We start from the raw sequence: 21140 nt of genomic DNA on the forward strand, positions 1-21140 counted from the left end.
GCGGGGGACACACTCCTCTAATAGTCTTATAATCTAATTAGAAATGGATTCTTGCTTGCGCAAGACCTGTTTTTAATCCAGGTCACAACTAATGATACATTTTGATTACACTTATTTTGGTTTCGTTTTAATAGGTAAAAAGACTCGTACGATTAGGCCTGTCCCAATTTTAGGTGAATCAAGCATGACTCTACCACCGTGAAGCGCACAAATTTGTTGTACAATAGCTAAACCAAGACCACTACCGGGACTCTTATTGCCTAATACTCTAAAGAATCGTTCAAAAACACGTTTTTGTAGTTCACGTGGGATACCGGGGCCATTATCACATACCTCAAGTATGATTTCGTTATTATGTCGTAATAATCGGACAATGACTCTTCCATTTTCCAGACAATAACGAATTGAGTTGTCAACCAAATTACGGATCAATATGCCTAACGCGGTAGGGTTTCCATAAATCTTGGGTATTTTTTCGTCTGTTTCAAACTCCAGTTCAATCTGCTTTTCAACCGCTGAGGGAGCAAGCATAGCTAATATTTCACGAGTTAACTTACTTAGATTCACTTCATCTTGTTCATGTTGTCCCGTAGCTTCTGGTACAAGTTTGCTCATGGTTAATAATTGTTGAACTACGTGTGTACTTCTGTTAACACTTGCAATTAATTTTTGTAAAGCTTGATTTTTTTCTTCTATATCATTGGAGTTCAAAGCCACTTGAGCCTGCGCTTTAAGCGCCGCAAGAGGTGTTCTCAATTCATGTGCCGCATCGGCAGCAAATCGTTTTTCACGCTCGAATCCTTCCTTAAGTCGAAAAAATAATTTGTTTAATTCATCAATTACAGGTTTAATTTCTTCAGGGACTTCATGCAGGTCCACTGGCTCTAAGTGACTAGGGGCTCGGTTAGCCACTTCTTCAGCCACTTTATCTAGACTATCTAATCCTCTTCCAATAATGATCCAAATTAAAAGCCCTGATAATGGAAAAGTGAGTAACATAATATAGAGATCATCTTGAGCAATTCTATGTCCAAGTTCATTTCGAGTGTCGTAACGCTCCGCCAGTACAGTGCGAATTCCTGCTTTATCGTTATAAGTTGTAAACACCCTCCAGTCTTGGTCAGATATCGTTTTATCACTGAAACCATCCGTCTCAGCGGTCAGGGGAATTTTAGGGGCAGTGGGCGAGTGCAATAGCAATTTACCACCATTAGTCCATACTTGAAAATTAAATTTATCCAAGTAATTTTCTTGTGGCTCGTCGTTTAAATACCTTTTCTGATAATAAGTATTAATTTTTTGAGGAATGGATTCCAGGGCATTTTGAATTTTTGCTAGTGGTCTTTGGTGGAGATCGTCTCCTAGTAGGGCTTGATAAGATAGCGCGGAAATGGCCATTAAGGTATCAAGATGATCCTGAATGTCTTTTTGATCAAGGTAATAGTTACCAATAGCGGTAAGTGTTGTAGTGATAGTAATTGCAAGGAGCAGATTAATTAATAAAAATTTTCGAATAGACGATTTCACGATAGAAGTACACTGTCATTTTTTTCGGCCATATATCCTACACCACGAATAGTGCGGATAAAGTTTGCGTTAAGTTTTTTGCGTAAATTATGTATATGAACCTCTAGGGCATTGCTGTCCACATCTTCTTCCCAACCATAAATACTTTGCATTAATTGTTCACGAGATAACACTTGACCGCTATTTTCAAGTAGTTTCTGCAGTAGAGCAAATTCTCGTCGAGGAACATTTACGAGAACGTCGTCTACAAATACGGAATGAGCGGCTGGATCAAGAGTAATATTTTTATATTGCAATACGGAATCAGCTCGACCCTGAGAGCGTCTTACCAGCGCTCTAATTCTTGCGCTTAATTCGTTTAAATCAAAGGGCTTGGTAAGATAATCATCAGCACCACTATCTAATCCTTTAACACGATCTTCAATTGATTCGCGGGCTGTAAGAATAATAACAGGGGTAGCATTTCCATCATGTCTGATGCTTTGCAATAAAGATAGTCCAGATAATTTAGGTAGCCCCAAGTCAAGAATAATTAATTCAAAAGACTCGGATTTAAGGGCTGCACGAGCTGCTTCACCATCCTTTAGCCAGTCAACAACATAACCAAATTGCGTAAGCCCGGCTTTTACTGCGTCTCCAAGTAGTTCATCGTCTTCAACAAGTAATAGTCTCATCGGTGCTCCCTACTTTTTCTCTCATCTATCCAGATGCAGAGATCTCGCTATTGTTTTTCAAAGCTCTTTTCATCAGTATGCTTGGTTAAATAAAAAGCTTGGATTAAAACAAAAAGTAAAGTAAATCCAACACCACCAAATAATTTAAAATTTACCCATGCATCTGTATCATAATAATAGGCAACGTAGAGATTTAATGCCCCCATCATTATGAAAAACACTGTCCAGGCCAGGTTAAGTCGATACCAGATTTTTGCTGTCAAATTAATGTTTGTTTCCATCATTTTTTGGATTAGTGGTTTAGAGCCTATATAACCTGAACCATAAAAGATAAGTGCAGACAACCAGTAGATACCGGTTGGTTTCCATTTGATGAACCAGGGGTTTTGGAAGAACAACGTTGCTCCTCCCAAAACCATAATGATGGCCAGACTAAATAAATGCATTTTTTCATAATGCTGAAACTTCAGTCTATAGAGTGCAACTTGAATTAAAGAAGCGCACATAGCAACGGCGGTCGCTGTATAAATGCCAAAAAATTTATAGACAATAAAAAATAAAACGATGGGAAAAAAATCAAATAGTAATTTCATATTATTTAATTTATCAATTAATTATTATCATTATAACACAAGTTTTAGAACTCACCTGCAAGGTTCATACCTGATTTGCAAAATAATTTATAGCATTTATATACTATCTATCGATGTTTTATTGTAAAAATGATTGTTAACACCTTCAACTAACGTGAATTCGATATAAAAGGCATTAGAATGCCTTTTATATATCTAACTTCATTAAATTAATGTCATTAGGTAAAACTTGTCTGTTTTGAATAATAACAGTGGTACATTCAGTTGATATAACCATTTTACCCTTTATCCCACTAATATTTTTTGACCCAAGCGAAGCGGTGTGGACTTTTTAATTCCGGGATTTAAACTAATAATAGTATTGACCTTGGTTTGGTGTCTCCTGGCAATTGTACTTAAGCTATCTCCGGATTTTATTATATATTGAATAGGTTGCTTGACTCGTTTCCAGATAACTAATTGTTGTCCTTTACGTAAAGGTGTGTTGGTTGTCAATTTATTCCAGTTTTGTAAATCTTTGGCAGTAATCCCATAAGTTTTTTGTATTTTCTGATAAGTATCATTGTATTGCACGATATGAATAATGCGAATATTTTTCATAGGTGCCAGTTGTTGTATAACTGACGTTTTTTCTTGAGGTGCAGCCACTTTCGCTACAACAGGAGTATTTTTGCTGCTAGGAATAAGTATTGATTGATTAGGTTTAACATTATTACTAGTGAGTTGATTAAGTTGTTTTATCAAATTAACTGTTGTGTGATATCTTTTGGCTATGGTATTTAAACTATCACCCTGTTTTACTTGATGTTTAGTCCAGCTTACCCGCTTATCTTCAGGCATATTCGACAGATTTAGGTTAAATCGTTCAACTTTTTCAGTGGGTATTAATAATTTAAATGGTTTATAAGGAGCTGTCGTCCATCGATTATAGCCAGGATTTAATTTAATTAATTCTTTATAACTGATTCCTGCCAGTTTAGCAGCATGATTTAAATCAATTTGACTGCCTATGTTGACTTCTTCGAAGTAGGGAAGATAAGGAATACTTGGAAGTGTTATTCTATAGCGTCTAGGATTGTTGATGATTTCTGCCAAAGCCAATAAACGCGGAACGTAGGCTTTTGTTTCTCTGGGAACTGGCAAGTTCCAGAATTGAACATATTTCCCACGATGAGTCGTTGATTTAATTGCTCGCGCAATTGTTCCTTCACCGGAATCATAAGCTGCTATAGCCAAGATCCAGTTACCACTAAAAAATTTATTTAGATAAACCAAATAATTCAATGCCGCATCAGTGGAAGGTCCAATGCTGCGTCTTCCATCAAACCACCAATCTTGTTTTAATCCAAGATCACTCCCGGTTCGAGGCATCAGTTGCCATATACCTGCTGCACCGGCTCCTGAATATGCAAAGGGATCGTATGCGCTTTCTATCATAGGTAGTAGTGCTAATTCTCCAGGTAGCTTTCTTTTTTTTATTTCACCTAACACGTGATATATGTAGGGTTCAGACTGTCGACTTACTTTATTTATATAACTTGGGTGAGAAATTAACCATCTAATTTGTTCTTGAACTTCTGGACGAGTTACTTCATGGCTTAGAGAAAATTCACTACGTAATACATCCCATACATCTGGAGCTGCGCCAGAAATTGCCATATTAGAAGTGCTAAGAATAATAATGATGCAGAATAAAAAATTTTTTATTATTAATAACTTACAATTCAATGGTATTACCTATTATTATAATTGGCTAATCAGTTTACTAAAAATTTAAGAAGGATTAAACCCTTTTTGGTTCACTTAAGATCAAATGGTTCTCAATTCGATCCATTTGATTAATTATTTAAATAAATTTTTTTGATTTCTCAGCACTTTAAATACATCGAATGATTCTGAAGAATTTGCACCATGACTAATAGCATATTGTTTGACTGCTTCCATATCAGTGCGTAAAAAAGGATTAATTGATAACTCCAAATCTACAGTGGAAGGCAAGGTACAAAGAGAAGATTGTTTTTCAATTTGATGAATATAATGAGTGACAGCCGAATTATCTGGCTCGACAGTATGAGCAAATCTTAAATTTTGCAGAGTGTATTCATGGGCACAAAATATTTTCGTATTTCCTGGTAATTTTTTGAACATGAGCAAGGACTGATGTAATTCTTCTATTGTACCATCGAATACACGGCCGCAACCTGCAGAAAACAAAGTATCCCCACAAAATAACCAGCCTTTCTTTTGTTCATAATAGCTAATATGGGTAGAGGTATGTCCTGGGTTAAATAAGATATAAAAATTAGAATGCCCGATTTGAAGCAGTTGATCTTTCATAACCTGATTGGTGATATGTGCAATTCGTTTATCAACGGGGCCGTATACCTTACAAGAAGGCCATTGTTTGATCAATAAATCAACGCCATTTATATGATCGTAATGATGATGTGTTAATAATATTGCACGTAATGTTAGTTGGTTAGATTGAGCAAAGTGGATTACCTGGTTAGCCTCCCCAGGATCAACACAGTCAAACACACCGGCTATTTTATCAATAATTGCCCAAATATAATTATCAGAAAACGCAGGGATAGGGAATACAGTCATGATTTATAACTCGTAACATTATTTAGAACTTATTCAATAATATACGAAGATAAACCAGGATTAAAATATGACTTTAAAGTATCCAAAACTGTCCTTATTTCTGAAGAGAAAATATATGGAGGATTAATAATCCAAAGACCGCATCCAGTCATTCCTTCATTAAGGAGAGGATTCAAATGAAACTCGACTCTTATTGCATTAGCACTTATCGCTTTCATACTTCTTAAGAATTGCTCTGTCCATGTCTTTTTAACAATAGGATACCAAATGCAATAAACTCCTGTGGAGAATTTTGAGTAAGCCTGCTTTAACGCCATCGGAATTTCTTTGTACTCCTCTTTCCTTTCATAGGAGGGATCAACAAAAATGAAACCACGTCTTTCGTGTGGAGGTAAAAGGGCTTTCAACATAGAAATGCCATCAGTATGACTAATGTGAATTTTCTTATTAAAATGAGGAAGTTGTAATAAGGCACTGTGTTCAGTAGGGTGTAGTTCACACAAGTATAATCGGTCTTGTGAACGTAATTTGCTAATTGCCAAATAAGGTGAGCCTGGATAATAGCGCAATACGGCATTAGGATTTATTTGGTTGATGATTTGAATGTATTCAAGAAATATTGGCGGCAGATTATCTCTATCCGACCATATAAGGCGAATTCCCTGCTTGTACTCTTCTGTTTTTTTAGACTGTTTGTCTTTCAAATCATATAAACCCTTCCCTGAGTGAGTCTCAAGATAGAATAGGGGTTTATCCTTATTGGTAAGATAAGCCAGGAGTCGAGTTAAGGTCACGTGCTTGACCACATCAGCAAAATTTCCGGCATGATAGCCGTGTTGATAACTGAGCATGAAAAAAAACTTCGAAAGGATTTTTTTGATTATACCAAAATAATATGCCTGAGAAACTTCAAAATGCTATTTTTAGCCTATTGTTTTTTGATAAAGCAGTTCTTAACTTACAATAGGGTTGGATTTCTATTGCTTTTATTTAAAAATTTCTACAACAAAAAATCAAATCATATAAAACCTTACCTTTGAAGCATCTTGGGAATAACTAGCACTGGAGTAGCCATTTTGTTGTCGGTTACCTTATTTTTTGTTTGTGCACTATACTTTTTTTGAGGGGAGTAAATTTGGAGGCTGATATGGGTTTACATGAAGAGTTTGAGGATCAATCATTTTCTGATTATAACTATGAAGAGGAAGTTGATGATCACGTTGATGATTTAACCAAAAAAAAGAAAATTCGTCGTATGCTTGAGGATAAACTTGAACGGAAGCGTTTAAGAGACGAATTCAAAGATGATTTTGATGAATTAAGCGGAGAATTTGATTGGGATGAGTTGGATAAATGACTTCAGTCCCTTAATTTTGCTGCCGACATCATAGTATTTTCAAGCAAAGAGACTATAGTCATGGGGCCAACACCTCCAGGAACAGGTGTGATCCATGCTACCTTTTTGACGGCACTTTTAAAATCAACATCTCCTCTGATGCTGCCATCTGGTAAGCGGTGCATTCCTACATCAACCACTACTTGATGTTCTTTTAACCAATCAGAATCTATTATGTCAATTTTCCCTGTGGCTACTATTAAGAAATCAGCAATTTCTACAAATTTTTGCAACTCTTGGGTAAACTTGTGGCAGATAGTGACTGTAGCACCTGCTAATAATAATTCCAGGCTCATCGGTCTTCCAACGATATTGGATGCTCCAATAACGACTGCATGCTTCCTTTTGACATTGAGATCATAGTGATGTAATAAATTCATGATGCCTAAAGGAGTACATGGTCTTAAAAATGGATTTCGCTGAGCAAGCCGGCCTAGATTATAGGGATGAAATCCATCTACATCCTTTTCAGGCTTAATTTGTTCTATTATTGTTCTTTCATTAATATGCTTAGGTAAAGGCAATTGAATTAAAATGCCATCAATCTTATCAGACTGATTTAGCTCATTTATCAAGTGGATTAACTCATCTTGAGTTGTTTCGGCGGGTAAGTCATAGGAATGAGAAGTAATACCTACTTCCTCGCAAGCTTTACGTTTATTACTAACGTAGATAACAGAAGCAGGATCATCGCCAATTAGTACAACCGCAAGTCCAGGAGCTCGTTGTCCTTGCTCGACGTGATGTTGTACTCTTTGTTTTAACTCATTCCTGCGAAGAGCTGATATTGTTTTTCCATCGATTAATGATGCTGGCATGTTTTTCTCGTAACTTTTGTGGGGCACATTATGAATTACAGGTTGATCTAATGCAATATTGTGTGCAATTCAGTACTTACAAAAATTACAGGGTCGAAGCAAAAAAGGTTTTTCTTGTGGGCGTTTTGATAAACTAAGTAACGGAATTAAAAACTTTTTTAACGAAGAGGCTGGAGTTTTTCATAAGTCCCGGACAACTGCAATTATTCTTCCAGTTTTCTTAAATAATTTTGAGCCAGTTGATAAGCTTGAGATAAATTGTGATGTACCTCAGGATGCATGTTTTGATCTTGAGCTTCCATTTCATTTTTACAATCTAAAAGGAAATCCCGTAATAATTTGCATTTTTCCTTTTTGCTGACGTCCATCAAGAATATTTCGATAACCTCGTTTTCCCTATTCATCGTTGTTCCGATTTAATTTTAGCTTAAGTATAATTATAGTTGATGGTTCTCTAAAATTATAAATTTTGCTTTATTTGACTTTAAGATGAACAATACTAATTCATTATAGTTATGCTACTGGAATACATGGGGAATTTTTGAACATAATTTCATGATTATTATGGAATAATATCATGTTTTCTTGAATAGAGTCGCATATGATGATAATTTTGGAATGATACTGAAATTTATAATCATCTTATATCACAGGTGCATGGAGCTCTGATTGAAAAAAACTGTTCTGCATGCGGCTATACTCTCATTGACTATCCCAATGTCCCTTTATGCACTTGGTTTAGGGGAGATGAAGGTACAGTCATCTTTAGATCAGCCTTTTTCAGCTGAAATAGAATTAATCGATGTGGGCGCAGACCCTTTAGCCAGCATTAAAGTCAGTTTGGCTGACCCGGAGCAATTTGAGCAAATTGGACTCGAGCGGGCTGCAGTGCTCTCTTTGTTGAGGTTCCAGGTCGAAAAGAACCCAAAAGGTAAGCCAGTAATAAAAGTGTCGTCTACAGAAAGAATGACAGAGCCCTATATGGAAATTGTAGTCGATTTAACCTGGCCAAAAGGGCAATTATATAAGGCATACACGGTATTACTCGATCCTCCAGGATATCAATTAGGGATTACTACTGCTCAAAGTAGACCCGTTTATTACAAGAAGAAGTCATCTGGTTATAACAATGAACCTGGTATTATTGACAAAACTGTAATTACTACTGTGGATCGTAACCAAGTATCTGGGAATGACAGCAAAAAGCAAACTACGTACGGGCCTACTATAACGAATGAGAACGTATGGCAGATTGCGCAACGATATAAAACTTCAAAATTAATTTTACCTCAAGTTGTATTAGCTATTGTAGGCTCTAATCCTGAGGCATTTCAGGATGGAAATTTAAATGGTTTAAAAGTTGGAGTGCGATTAATCATTCCATCGACTGAAGAGATTTCAAAAGTGCCTTCTGAATTAGCTGTTGAGGAAGTCATGGCTCATGATAAAGCCTGGAATGAAAAAACACCCATAAATCATGTATTAGCACCTCCGTATATTAATGGTCAATCCGCGGATACAACTCTGCAAACTAAAAATTCCACAATCCCTGTGATCCCAAAACTGAGTATAGAGGAAGCTCCAAATCAGCAGACACTTCCTAAACTGATACCAAGCAATACTTATGTTTCTATAGATGCATTTACCCAACAGCAGCCTGCACAAAACAATAAAGCGCAAACGACGGAACAAAATGAAAAAATCAAAGCCGAAATTTCAATTACTACTGCAGCGGTTGAATCAGTTCGAGAAGCTAATGCATTATTAATGGAGCAATTGCGCATTCTCCAGGAACAAAATAAAAAATTACAAGAAAAATTGGATAAGCGTGATAAAGAAATAGAATTAATGCGGACACAAGTGCAAACTATGTTGAAGGAACGCCAGGCTGTCGCTTCACAATCCAGCTCTTTGTCTACTAATGAACAATCGATGAGCCTTTGGCCTTATTTTATTTTATTGCTTCTAGTAGCTGGGGGAGCTGGATTTGCTTATTGGTACTTCAGACAACGCCAACAAAATAAAGAGGACTCTCATTACAAAACAGACATTCATGTAAATCCTAAGCCCTCTATACCTTTGGTTGAACCAGTGAAGTATGAGTCTGAGGAGGAATCAGGTGATGCCCCAGTTACTGTTACTTCAACCCAGGAAGAGTTATCTGGCAAGAAATCGCAAACAAGTTCTCCGATTTCTAAAGTGGATATAAATGAACTGAAGACAAAAGCAGGAAGTACTACACAGATTGATATTATAGAATCCTCAACAGTTAAGAATACAACTAACCTTGGTGAAGAGCCAGAGATTCAGAAAGAGCCTGAAGTTCAGAAAGAGCCAGAAGTTCAGAAAGAGCCAGAGATTCAGAAAGAGCCTGAAGTTCAGAAAGAGCCAGAAGTTCAGAAAGAGCCAGAGATTCAGAAAGAACCAGAGATTCAGAAAGAACCAGAGGTTCAGAAGGAACCAGAGGTTCAGAAGGAACCAGAGGTTCAGAAAGAACCAGAGGTTCAGAAGGAACCAGAGGTTCAGAAGGAACCAGAAGTTCAGAAAGAGCCAGAAGTTCAGAAAGAGCCAGAGGTTCAGAAAGAGCCAGAGATTCAGAAAGAGCCAGAGGTTCAGAAAGAACCAGAGGTTCAGAAAGAACCAGAGGTTCAGAAAGAGCCAGAGATTCAGAAAGAGCCAGAGGTTCAGAAAGAACCAGAGGTTCAGAAAGAAGACCAAATTAGATTCGAGCCTGGAGGATTGGAGCACTCTATTGTAGTTAGTGAAGCAGGAGAGATTGAGAGTGTAAATAGTTCCATGTCAGATAAGGATGAAACGCCTGTAGATGAAGAGTCTAAAAATCATGAAGTATTGGAATTTGAATCAGGTTTACATGAATTAATCAAAGATAAGCCTAAAACTAAAAAAATGAAATCAACTGAAGAGAGTGAAGACACTGATAATGGAATAGATTTTGTTTCATCATTAGCTGCTGATGAGGTTGATAAAACATTGGTACAGGATCGAGAAGCCGAAGGGTCAGGTCAATTGGACAGTAAGAGTTCTGCAGAACCTGTTACAGAAGATGATCAGTTTGATTTAGATTTTGATCTTGAAAACCTAACATCAGAGCCCACAAGAAGTGAGGATAAAAAGGTAAGCAGCAATCTGGAAATGACAGAATTTGTTATTGAGCCAACTCAAACAGAGAAACCAGAAGAGGATATGATTCCAACTGAACATGTTGAGGAAAGTACACTTAAGACAGAATTTAGCAAGGACAATCAGACCGCCAACCCATTGAAGAGTAAAAAAGCATTAGATACCTTACTGGATTTGGCAAAAACCTATATCAGTATGGATGATATAGAAATGGCAAAAAACTCTCTGGAAGAAGTGATAGAGCATGGAACTGACACACAAAAAGAAGAAGCCAGGCAATTGTTAGATCAGCTAAAGAGCAAGTAACATTACAACTAATATTACAAGACAGGTTTATTGGTCATCAAATAAAAAACTCCAATGAGGCTTAAGAATGCGGGCCATCCCAGAATAAACCAATAATTGAAATATTGGTAATACTCGTTTGGTAAATCAGTATTATTTTTTACTGCTTCTAAAGCTAAATCTCGCATTCTGATTTGTAGATAAACCACTGGGAACCAGCAACTTGCTGCAATAACATAACCAATAATTGATCCAAGAATCCAGAAAGAGGTCCAGGAAAAGCCAGCGAGGTAAACCATACCTAATCCTGTAATCGGCTGCAATATTCCAGATGTTCCAGTGAATATCCAATCAGCAAAAACTACGTATTTTGATATAGCTGCAATAACAATTGGATTTTTTGTTCTATGCCCATAAACCATAACGCTTGCTGTGCCTATGCCTGTGCCAAACAAGATAGTTGAGCTTAATACATGAATGAGTTTCAACCAGAAATAGAGCATTATTTATCAGTCTCCAAAGCAAGACCTATTAAAATAGCTATTAATAAAGGAACATTTTTGGCTATCGGTGCAAAAGGATCCAACCAAAGGTAAGGTAGTTTCAGGGTAATAATAACCGTATATGCTGACATCGTAATCAATTGCAATATACTGGTCAATTTAAATCGATAATTAAACAACATGAATAAACCTAACAAAGCATCCCAAAGGACAGTACTATAGAATAAAATAGACTGCCAGAAAGATGAAAAACCTATTTGTGAAAACATCAATAAAGAACTGCTTTTAGGATAAAAAAACAAACAACATATCGCTGTCCAAAGCCAGACAAAGGATATTCCCAGTCTTAAAGGTAATTTAAGGAAATACAATCGAGCATGCCAATGATCCTGTACTGAGCCAGGTTGGCTATAAAGCCCTTCTTCATAATCACGTGGGCTAAAGCCTACTAAATCTGTAAAGATCTTGGTTTCTTCAGGTGTAGTAATATTATCACTAGCGAGCATTTTATAAGAAACGGTATTGATAGTTGAATAAGGGAACAAATCACCTAATCGTGTCAACAGGCGAATCAATGATAAAGGTATAAGGATTATTTTTGTTTTAGCAAACCCAAGCCATGAACGCGTTTTTATTAGTATTTCTTTTAATGTAATAACCCGTTCATTTACAGCATGCAAAACAATGCTTTGGGTTATAGTTGTTGTGACCATTTTCACTATCGATCTGGACAAATCATTTAAGTGGATTGGTTGAAATTTCTGTGTCCCTTTTCCTGGTATGATAGTAAAAAAGGGTATTCCAGCTAATCCACGGAATAGAGAGGATCCTCCATATGTGCTTTTGCTATAGACATAAGAAGGCCTTACTATAATTGAAGGTACGGGGAAGCTCAATAAATAATCATCAATGGCTTTTTTACTGGTGGCGTAATTTACATCCACTTTATCTATTCCTAAAGCTGAAATTTGAATGATTTTTTTTACTCCTGACTTTATACAGGCATCAAATAATGCTTTGGGAGTTTCATAATGGATGTTCCATATCACCCTTGCATTAGGGTGATATAAAATTCCCACACAATTGATAACAACATCAATATGTTGCAGTCTGTCTATCCAGATTTCTGGTTTGGTATCGTTTATAAAATCACAAAAAATAACTTTGGCTTTGGGGAAAAGTCTTTGAGTACGCTTGACATTACGTACACAACAAATGACTTCATGACCATCGAGTATCAGATCGGTAACCAATTGGGAAGCAATAAAACCGGATGCACCTGTTACCAAAATCCTCATAAGTATCTCTATTTTTTTGTTGAAAGAAATACTATAACGAATTTGACTTGTACTATTCAAATACCATATATGGGTTAATGTTTTAAAAGATATAGACAAAAGAAAGAGGGTGTTATAAATTGACCCTTTTATCAGGAAAATTGAATGCGTATTGCCTTAGTGGTTGAATACGATGGTAGCCAATATCATGGTTGGCAAGCTCAAGTTGGCTTGCATACTATTCAACAAGCGGTTGAATTTGCATTATCAAAAGTTGCAGATTGTTCTATTTCTATTGTTTGTGCGGGTAGAACCGACACTGGTGTTCATGCAACTAATCAGGTTATTCATTTTGATTGTGAAAAAGAACGCAGTATACGAGCCTGGATTCATGGGGCTAATTCTTTTTTGCCTAAAGACATTTGTGTAAAATGGGGTAAAGAGGTGCCTGAGAGCTTTCATGCTCGATATTCTGCTATTAGTCGAAGGTATCGTTATATCATTTATAATGGAGCAATACGTCCTGGATTAATGCGTAGCAATGTGGCATGGCAATATCGGCAATTAGACCATCGTTTAATGCAGCAAGGGGGACAAATCCTTCTAGGTGAGCAAGATTTTACTTCATTTCGTTCTGTGGAATGTCAGTCTAATACACCAATGCGTAATATCCATCAATTACAGGTCACAAGACATGGGGACTTGGTAGTCCTTGATATTACTGCCAATGCTTTTTTGCATCACATGGTAAGAAATATAGCAGGGGTATTGATCGCGGTTGGATCGGGAAAACATCCTGTAACCTGGGTGGATGATGTTTTGAAAGCGAAAGACAGAAAGTTGGGGGCAGAAACTGCACCTCCTTATGGTCTCTATTTAGTGCATGTTGCCTATCCTCAAGAATTCGGGGTGCTTCAAAGTAACCCTGGCCCTTTGTTTCTTTGGGAGAAATAATTGAATCCATCCCGCGTACGAGTCAAAATGTGTGGTATGACACGCTCAGAAGATATTGAGCATGCCATTCATTTGGGAGTTGATGCTGTTGGTTTAATATTCTATCCCAAGAGTGCGCGCAATGTGTCGCTGGAAAAAGCGAGGATCTTAGTTAATAATATACCTGCTTTTGTTGATATTGTAGCAGTTATGGTAAATCCTCAACAATCATTTGTACAACAGATAATCGATGAAATTCCTGTACAATTACTGCAATTTCATGGTGAGGAAACTTCAGAGTTTTGCGGACAATTTAATAAGCCGTTTATCAAGGCTATTCATCCTAAGACAGCGATGCAAATACAACAATCTATTGATAAATTTATTGATGCAAGAGCGATATTATTGGATACACCATCAGATAAAGAGAAGGGTGGAACAGGATTAACTTTTGACTGGAAGATTATTCCTGGAAATTTATCAAAACCTTATATATTAGCTGGTGGACTAAATGAGTCTAATGTTTTAGAGGCAATAAACGTGTGTTGTCCTTATGCAGTTGATGTATGCAGTGGTATTGAAGCCTTACCTGGAGTCAAAGATCATTTAAAAATGAGCCAATTTATAAAGGCAATATGGGGATAGTATGAATAAAAGAGAGCTTCCAGATGAGTTTGGCCATTTTGGCCCATATGGTGGTATGTTTGTTGCTGATACCCTGGTTCATGCTTTAAAACAATTAGAGCATACTTATACCAAATATCGTAATAATCCGGATTTCCTTGCTGAGTTACAGTCCGAATTAAAAGATTATGTTGGACGACCAAATCCACTGTACCATGCTGAACATTTGAGCAAGAAAGTAGGCGGTGCACAAATTTATTTGAAGCGTGAAGATTTAAATCACACTGGAGCCCATAAAATTAATAATACCGTTGGACAAGCTTTACTTGCCAAACGCATGGGGAAAACTAGAGTGATCGCTGAAACAGGAGCAGGTCAACATGGTGTTGCAACGGCAACAGTTGCTGCTAAATTTGGGTTTCAATGTGTCGTGTATATGGGTTCGGAAGACATTAAGCGTCAATCCAGTAATGTTTATAGAATGAAATTGTTAGGTGCTGAAGTCGTTCCTGTGACTTCCGGATCGAAGACATTGAAAGATGCTTTAAATGAGGCATTAAGAGACTGGGTAAGTCATGTTGACGATACTTTTTATATTATTGGTACTGTTGCTGGTCCTCACCCATATCCTCAAATGGTTAGAGACTTTCAGGCGATTATAGGTATTGAAGCTCGGGCGCAATATTTGGAAAAAACCGGCCATTTGCCAGATGCCCTGGTAGCTTGTGTTGGAGGAGGATCCAATGCAATAGGTTTATTTTATCCATTTTTAAATGATCAATCTGTAGAAATTTATGGTATTGAGGCAGGAGGTAAGGGGTTAGAAACGGGAGAACATTCCGCCTCTCTGATTGCCGGGAAGCCTGGTGTTTTACATGGCAATAGAACCTATTTGCTTTGTGATGAGTATGGGCAAGTAAAAGATACACATTCTGTATCAGCTGGCCTGGATTATCCTGGTGTTGGGCCTGAACATGCTTATCTAAAAGACACAGGGCGGGTTATATATAAATCTATAAATGATACAGAGGCTTTAGACGCTTTTCGTACATTAACCCATACAGAAGGGATTATTCCAGCATTGGAGTCCAGTCATGCAGTAGCTTACGCCATGAAATTGGCTAAAACCATGTCAAGTGAACAGAGTATAATAGTAAACTTATCTGGGCGTGGTGATAAAGATATTCACACTGTAGCTGCTATTGACGGCATAACAATTTAATTTTGATAAATTATTCAGGTAAAACATGAACCGAATTGATAAAACTCTGGAAAATTTAAAAGCCATTGGAAAAAAAATGTTAAGCCCTTATATCACAGCAGGAGATCCTCATCCTGAATTGACTGTGAACTTGATGCATCAATTAGTTAAAGCTGGGGCTGATATATTGGAGTTGGGGATACCATTTTCTGATCCTATGGCAGAAGGACCGGTTATACAACGGGCTATGGAGCGAGCTTTGTCTCATTCTATTCACTGTGATGATGTATTGAATATGGTGAGAGAGTTTCGTAAAGAGGACACCGAAACACCAATAATTTTGATGGGGTATTTAAATCCTATAGAACAGTATGGTTATGATCTTTTTGCTCAACATGCTGTAGAAGCCGGAGTAGATGGCACAATATTGGTTGATTTGCCACCTGAAGAAGCTGATGGAATTTCTCGAGTTTGGCAAAAACATGGCTTGTATAGTATTTATTTATGTTCTCCGACTACTTCAGCAGAAAGAATGAATTTCATTAACCAACATGCTAATGGTTATCTGTATTACGTTTCATTAAAAGGGGTAACTGGATCCGATGCTCTTAAGTTACCCCAACTAAAAGAACAATATCTGCAACGAAAGGCGCAATCTAAATTACCTTTAATGGTTGGATTTGGAATAAAAACACCGGAAATGGCTGCACAAGTTGCAGAATTTTCGGATGGGGTTATTGTTGGTGCGGCATTAATAAACAAAATCATTGAAGCCTATGACGCTAATAAAGATTCACTGCAGGCTGGGGCGGTTTTATTGGGCTCCATGAGGCAGGCAATAGATAATAGTGGAAGTAAAGTATGACAGAACAAACTGAAAAACGTGCTCATTTTATTAGACAATTAATCATTGATGATTTAGCAAGCGGAAAACATCAAACCATAGTCACTCGTTTTCCTCCCGAGCCAAACGGTTATCTTCACATTGGGCATGCCAAGTCTATTTGTCTGAATTTTGGTCTCGCAGAAGAATTCAAAGGAAAATGTTTTTTACGTTTTGATGATACCAATCCAATTAAAGAAGAAGAAGAATACGTTAACGCAATTATTGAGGATGTTCGTTGGCTGGGATTTGAGTGGTGTGCTATGACTCATTCTTCCGACTATTACCATGAATTGTATGAGCTGGCTATTTATCTTATCAAGAAAGATATGGCTTATGTTGACAGCTTGAGCATGGAAGAAATTCGGGCCTTTCGAGGTACCTTACAAGAACCTGGGCGTGAAAGCCCATACAGGAACAGATCAGTCGAAGAAAATCTTGCTTTATTCGCCCGCATGAAAGAAGGTGAATTTCCAGATGGAACACATGTTTTGAGAGCAAAGATTGATATGACATCAGGAAACTTAAATATGCGTGATCCGGTTTTGTATCGTATACGTCATGCAAGTCATCAACGAACAGGGGATGAATGGTGTATTTATCCTATGTATGATTATGCTCATCCTATTTCTGATGCTTTGGAGAAAATAACACATTCCTTATGTACTTTGGAGTTTCAGGATCATAGACCTCTCTATGATTGGTTAGTTGATAATTTGCCTTTGCCAGCGAAGCCAATACAAACTGAATTTGCTCGATTAAATTTATCTCATACTGTTACAAGCAAGCGTAAATTACGTGAACTGGTTGAAAAAAAGATAGTCTCAGGATGGGATGATCCACGCTTACCAACATTACGTGGCATGCGTAAAAGAGGTTATCCGCCTGCTGCACTTCGACAATTTTGTGAAATGATTGGTATATCTCGAAGTGATTCCGTGATTGATATGACTTTACTTGAAGAATGTGTTCGTGCTGAATTTAACAAAACAGCGAAGCGTGCTTTATGTGTTATGGATCCTTTGAAAATAGTTATTTTGAATTACCCTGAAGGTAAAGTGGAGCAGATAGAAGCTTCTTTCTATCCACAGAATACTGAATCAATAAAGAGACGTTTGCCTTTTTCTCGGGAAATTTATATCGAGAAATCTGACTTTATGGAGGATCCGCCTAAAAAATACTTCCGATTATCTCCAGGCGCAGAAGTTCGTTTGCGTCATGCCTATGTTATCAAGTGTGAGTCGATTATCCGCGATGATAAAGGAAACATAACGGAATTGCATTGTACCTATGATGAAAATACCTTAGGTAAAAACCCTGAAGATCGTAAAGTGAAAGGCGTGATTCATTGGGTATCCTGTGCACATGCTTATCCTGTGACTATTTATCAATATGATAGATTGTTTACTGATTCTAATCCTGCCCGAGAAGAGGATTATTTCCAGTTTCTGAATCATGATTCTTTACAAACTCTGCAAGCATACTGTGAACCATCAATGGCGGAACAGGTGGAAGGTGATGTATTTCAATTCGAACGTTTAGGTTATTATGGTGTCAACAAAACGGTCAATGGGTGTGTTCAAGCCTTTCATAGGGTGGTTGATTTGAAAGATACTTGGGGTAAAGTGAGTTAAGGGGCAGTCATGTTGCATTTATATAATTCTTTGACCAGAACAAAAGAGCCATTTATTTCCTTAAAACCCGGAAAAATAGGGATGTATGTCTGTGGAATCACTGTCTATGACCATTGTCACTTAGGGCATGCTCGATCAATGGTGGCATTTGATGTGGTAGTTCGTTATTTAAGATCACAAGGGTTTGATGTGACTTATGTTCGAAATATTACAGATATTGATGATAAAATTATTACCCGAGCTTCTGAAAGAGGTATCTCCATAGATGAGTTGACCTCTCAATACATCGATGCGATGAATCAAGATACCAAAGCTTTAAATATTTTGCCTCCGGATCTTGAACCAAGGGCAACAGGACATATAGAAACTATAATTCGATTAATTCAGCGCCTGCTGGATAAGGGCAATGCCTATGTCAGTGATAATGGCGATGTGTGCTATGAAGTCGATACTTTTCCAGAGTATGGCAAATTATCTCATAAAGATATAGAAGGTTTGATTTCAGGTTCTCGTATTGAAATTGTAAAAGAAAAACGTTCACCACTTGATTTTGTGTTATGGAAAAAAGCAAAACCAGGTGAGCCTAGTTGGCCTTCACCTTGGGGAGAGGGAAGACCAGGCTGGCACATCGAGTGCTCTGCAATGGCTATGCATGAATTAGGTGAACAATTTGATATTCATGGAGGTGGATTGGATTTGCAATTTCCGCACCATGAAAATGAAATTGCTCAAAGTGAAGCTGCTACCGATAAACCGTTCGCTAATTACTGGTTGCATGTTGGAATGTTACAGGTTAATGGTGAAAAAATGGCAAAATCAATAGGGAATTTTTATACCATTGCCGATGTGTTAAAAACTCATCATCCTGAGGTAATACGTTATTTTCTTTTAAGTAGCCATTATCGAAGCCCTCTGAATTATTCAGAAGAAAATTTATTAAACGCTAAAAAGGGTTTGACTAGACTTTACCAGGCTATTAAAGATGTACCATCTCAATCAGGGAATAGTGAATTGGATGCTTATTGGCTTGAACAATTTAATCAAGCTATGAATGATGATTTTAATACTCCTGTCGCATTATCTGTTCTTTTTCAGTTAACTCATGAAGTCAATAAAAGCAATTCTTCAGTGCTGGTTAATACCTTGAAAAGCCTTGCCGGTATACTTGGGGTTTTGCAGGAAGATCCTGAGTCATTTTTACAATCCGGTTTGGAAGAGATAGATAGAGCTGCTATTGAACAACTCATTGCTGAGCGTATTAAAGCACGTTCCGAACGTAACTGGGTAAAAGCTGACCAGATAAGGGCTGATTTATTAAGTCGGGGAATAGAGTTAGAGGATAGTGGAACTGGTACAACCTGGCGTAAAGTGACTGAGTAATTTTCTTGTAGGGTATCTAAATCAATAAATTAGTTGTATTGATTACCACAAAAGTAGCTGCAAATTGGGTACTCATCACTATTATGACGTCAAATTTGGTATTGCTTTAACACAGACATATAACAAGTTGAAGTATCTTGTTATGCTTCACTAGCATGGACTATTTTTTAGAATCATTAATTTTGAGAAGTTACTCTTAAAATTTCGGCTAGCGATGTGTCGCCGCAAAGAACTCGTTTAAATCCATCTTCTCGTATACTTGGTGTGGTTGGTCTTAAATAATTTTCCATAATTTGAATGTTTTCATTACGATGAATCATTCCTCGTAGTGTTTCATCTACGGTAATTAATTCATAAATACCCGTTCTGCCCCTGTATCCCAAGTGATTGCAGTGATCGCATCCTTTCGCTTCAAATACTTCTGACACATCAGCATCTGGTTTAAGGCCCATTAACTCCTTCTCTTCCTCCCTTAATTCGTGAGGCGTTTTACAATAGGAACATAACTTGCGGACCAAACGTTGTGCAATGAGGCCAACTATGCTGGATGATAATAAAAAGGATTCAACTCCCATATCATGCAAACGGGATAATGCTCCCAATGCACTATTAGTATGGAGGGTGGAAAGCACCAAGTGCCCTGTCAGGCTGGCTTGAACAGCAATTTCAGCGGTTTCCAAATCGCGGATTTCTCCTATCATTACGACATCCGGATCCTGACGCAAGATAGCTCGCAAGCCTTTAGCAAATGTCATTTGAACTTTGGTATTTACTTGGGTTTGCCCTATACCTGCCAAATCATACTCTATTGGATCTTCGATAGTTAGTATATTGCGACTAACCTGATTCAACTCAGTAAGCATAGCGTATAGGGATGTAGTTTTACCAGAGCCTGTAGGACCTGTGACTAAAATAATGCCATGAGGTTCAGCAATCATTTGCCTTACTATTTTTAGTGTATGCTGAGGCATACCTAAAAGACTTAAATCCAATTGTGCTGCTTGTTTATCCAATATCCTTAAAACAACACGTTCTCCATGATTTGATGGTAAAGTTGAGACCCGGACATCAATGTTGTGGCCTCCGATACGTAGAGAAATTCGACCATCTTGAGGGATTCGTTTTTCGGCTATATCCAATTTCGCCATAACCTTAACTCTGGAAATAACTAAAGGTGCTATTGCTCGTTGAATTTCAAGGACTTCCTGCAGAACACCGTCGATTCGATTACGTACTAATACTCTGTTTTCATAAGTTTCAATGTGAATATCAGAGGCTTTTTGTTTAATGGCTTGGGTAAACAGGGCATTAAGCAAACGGATAATAGGGGCATCGTCCTGATTTTCTAGCAAGTCTTCACTCACAGGAAGTTGACTTGCCAATAAAGATAAATCCATATCCTCTTCCATGCCTTCCGCAGCATCTAGGATCGAAGATTTGGATTGATAGACATTCGCTAAATGTTGTTGAAAGGTTGATTCATCTACTTGTTTTAGATCCAGGTCACATTGTAATAATCGTTTTACTTCAGCAAATGCCTGTAAGGAAGTGGCAGACAAATGGTAGATAAGAGCATGATCATCCTTCATCTCGCCCACAACAAGTCCATTGCTTTTTGCAAAACTATAAGGAATTTTAAGTAATTTTTCGTCGTTTCCCATGAT

At 37.4% G+C, this 21140-nt stretch carries 19 protein-coding genes; 8 read left to right on the plus strand and 11 right to left on the minus strand.

The features are described from left to right. Positions 1–111: 111 nt before the first annotated feature. The 6 genes from ACZ5EK_RS06775 to ACZ5EK_RS06800 form a co-directional block, all read right to left on the minus strand. Positions 112–1527, minus strand: coding sequence for an ATP-binding protein (locus ACZ5EK_RS06775; protein WP_464427265.1), 1416 nt, complete (start codon positions 1525–1527; stop codon positions 112–114). Then, entirely contained in the window at positions 1524–2201 is a 678-nt protein-coding gene (locus ACZ5EK_RS06780) for a response regulator (protein ID WP_464432103.1), read from the minus strand. The genes ACZ5EK_RS06775 and ACZ5EK_RS06780 overlap by 4 nt, the downstream gene beginning before the upstream one ends. Before the next feature lie 47 nt (positions 2202–2248). After that, a complete protein-coding gene (locus tag ACZ5EK_RS06785) occupies positions 2249–2794 on the minus strand; it encodes a septation protein A (RefSeq protein WP_464432104.1) in 546 nt (181 codons plus the stop codon). Between the two features lie 285 nt (positions 2795–3079). Then, entirely contained in the window at positions 3080–4522 is a 1443-nt protein-coding gene (locus tag ACZ5EK_RS06790; RefSeq protein WP_464432106.1) for a lytic transglycosylase, read from the minus strand. Between the two features lie 114 nt (positions 4523–4636). Beyond that, complete coding sequence (gloB, locus tag ACZ5EK_RS06795; protein ID WP_464432108.1) at positions 4637–5401, minus strand: hydroxyacylglutathione hydrolase; 765 nt, start codon at positions 5399–5401, stop codon at positions 4637–4639. Positions 5402–5430: 29 nt separating this feature from the next. Beyond that, positions 5431–6252 (minus strand): 23S rRNA (adenine(2030)-N(6))-methyltransferase RlmJ, encoded by an 822-nt coding sequence (locus ACZ5EK_RS06800; RefSeq protein ID WP_464432111.1) that lies wholly within the window; start codon positions 6250–6252, stop codon positions 5431–5433. 296 nt (positions 6253–6548) lie between these two features. Between ACZ5EK_RS06800 and ACZ5EK_RS06805 the strand changes: the two genes are divergently transcribed. After that, complete coding sequence (locus ACZ5EK_RS06805; protein ID WP_464432113.1) at positions 6549–6758, plus strand: PA3496 family putative envelope integrity protein; 210 nt, start codon at positions 6549–6551, stop codon at positions 6756–6758. Positions 6759–6760: 2 nt separating this feature from the next. On the opposite strand, the gene folD is transcribed toward ACZ5EK_RS06805, so the two are convergent. Beyond that, positions 6761–7615, minus strand: coding sequence for a bifunctional methylenetetrahydrofolate dehydrogenase/methenyltetrahydrofolate cyclohydrolase FolD (gene folD, locus ACZ5EK_RS06810; protein WP_464432115.1), 855 nt, complete (start codon positions 7613–7615; stop codon positions 6761–6763). Positions 7616–7818: 203 nt separating this feature from the next. Further along, a complete protein-coding gene (locus tag ACZ5EK_RS06815) occupies positions 7819–8019 on the minus strand; it encodes a hypothetical protein (protein WP_464427275.1) in 201 nt (66 codons plus the stop codon). A gap of 265 nt (positions 8020–8284) precedes the next feature. Between ACZ5EK_RS06815 and ACZ5EK_RS06820 the strand changes: the two genes are divergently transcribed. Beyond that, entirely contained in the window at positions 8285–11062 is a 2778-nt protein-coding gene (locus tag ACZ5EK_RS06820; RefSeq protein WP_464432116.1) for a motility hub landmark protein FimV, read from the plus strand. 14 nt (positions 11063–11076) lie between these two features. Here ACZ5EK_RS06820 and ACZ5EK_RS06825 read toward each other — a convergent pair whose 3' ends face one another. Both ACZ5EK_RS06825 and ACZ5EK_RS06830 read right to left on the minus strand, forming a co-directional pair. Continuing rightward, positions 11077–11544 carry a DUF2269 family protein gene (locus ACZ5EK_RS06825; RefSeq protein WP_464432118.1) on the minus strand — a complete coding sequence of 156 codons (468 nt, stop codon included), beginning with the start codon at positions 11542–11544 and terminating at the stop codon, positions 11077–11079. After that, the gene (locus ACZ5EK_RS06830) at positions 11544–12842 is read right to left on the minus strand and encodes an NAD(P)H-binding protein (protein WP_464432119.1); all 1299 of its coding nucleotides are present in this window, start codon (positions 12840–12842) and stop codon (positions 11544–11546) included. Before ACZ5EK_RS06830 ends, ACZ5EK_RS06825 begins: the two co-directional genes overlap by 1 nt. 144 nt (positions 12843–12986) lie before the next feature. Between ACZ5EK_RS06830 and truA the strand changes: the two genes are divergently transcribed. From truA to cysS, 6 genes are read left to right on the plus strand one after another with little or no spacing between them, the layout of a single operon-like run. After that, the gene (gene truA, locus ACZ5EK_RS06835) at positions 12987–13775 is read left to right on the plus strand and encodes a tRNA pseudouridine(38-40) synthase TruA (RefSeq protein WP_464432121.1); all 789 of its coding nucleotides are present in this window, start codon (positions 12987–12989) and stop codon (positions 13773–13775) included. After that, positions 13776–14399 (plus strand): phosphoribosylanthranilate isomerase, encoded by a 624-nt coding sequence (locus ACZ5EK_RS06840; RefSeq protein WP_464432123.1) that lies wholly within the window; start codon positions 13776–13778, stop codon positions 14397–14399. 1 nt (position 14400) lies between these two features. Beyond that, positions 14401–15600 (plus strand): tryptophan synthase subunit beta, encoded by a 1200-nt coding sequence (gene trpB / locus ACZ5EK_RS06845; protein ID WP_464432124.1) that lies wholly within the window; start codon positions 14401–14403, stop codon positions 15598–15600. Between the two features lie 25 nt (positions 15601–15625). After that, positions 15626–16444, plus strand: coding sequence for a tryptophan synthase subunit alpha (gene trpA / locus ACZ5EK_RS06850; protein WP_464432126.1), 819 nt, complete (start codon positions 15626–15628; stop codon positions 16442–16444). Beyond that, entirely contained in the window at positions 16441–18096 is a 1656-nt protein-coding gene (locus tag ACZ5EK_RS06855; protein ID WP_464432127.1) for a glutamine--tRNA ligase/YqeY domain fusion protein, read from the plus strand. Before trpA ends, ACZ5EK_RS06855 begins: the two co-directional genes overlap by 4 nt. Before the next feature lie 9 nt (positions 18097–18105). Further along, positions 18106–19476, plus strand: a complete 1371-nt coding sequence (gene cysS / locus ACZ5EK_RS06860) for a cysteine--tRNA ligase (RefSeq protein WP_464432129.1) — start codon at positions 18106–18108, stop codon at positions 19474–19476. Between the two features lie 176 nt (positions 19477–19652). Here cysS and lspE read toward each other — a convergent pair whose 3' ends face one another. Beyond that, a complete protein-coding gene (lspE, locus tag ACZ5EK_RS06865) occupies positions 19653–21137 on the minus strand; it encodes a GspE family T2SS ATPase variant LspE (protein ID WP_464432131.1) in 1485 nt (494 codons plus the stop codon). Positions 21138–21140 lie beyond the last annotated feature (3 nt).

The sequence above is a fragment of the Legionella sp. JM-2024 genome, from assembly GCF_055389095.1.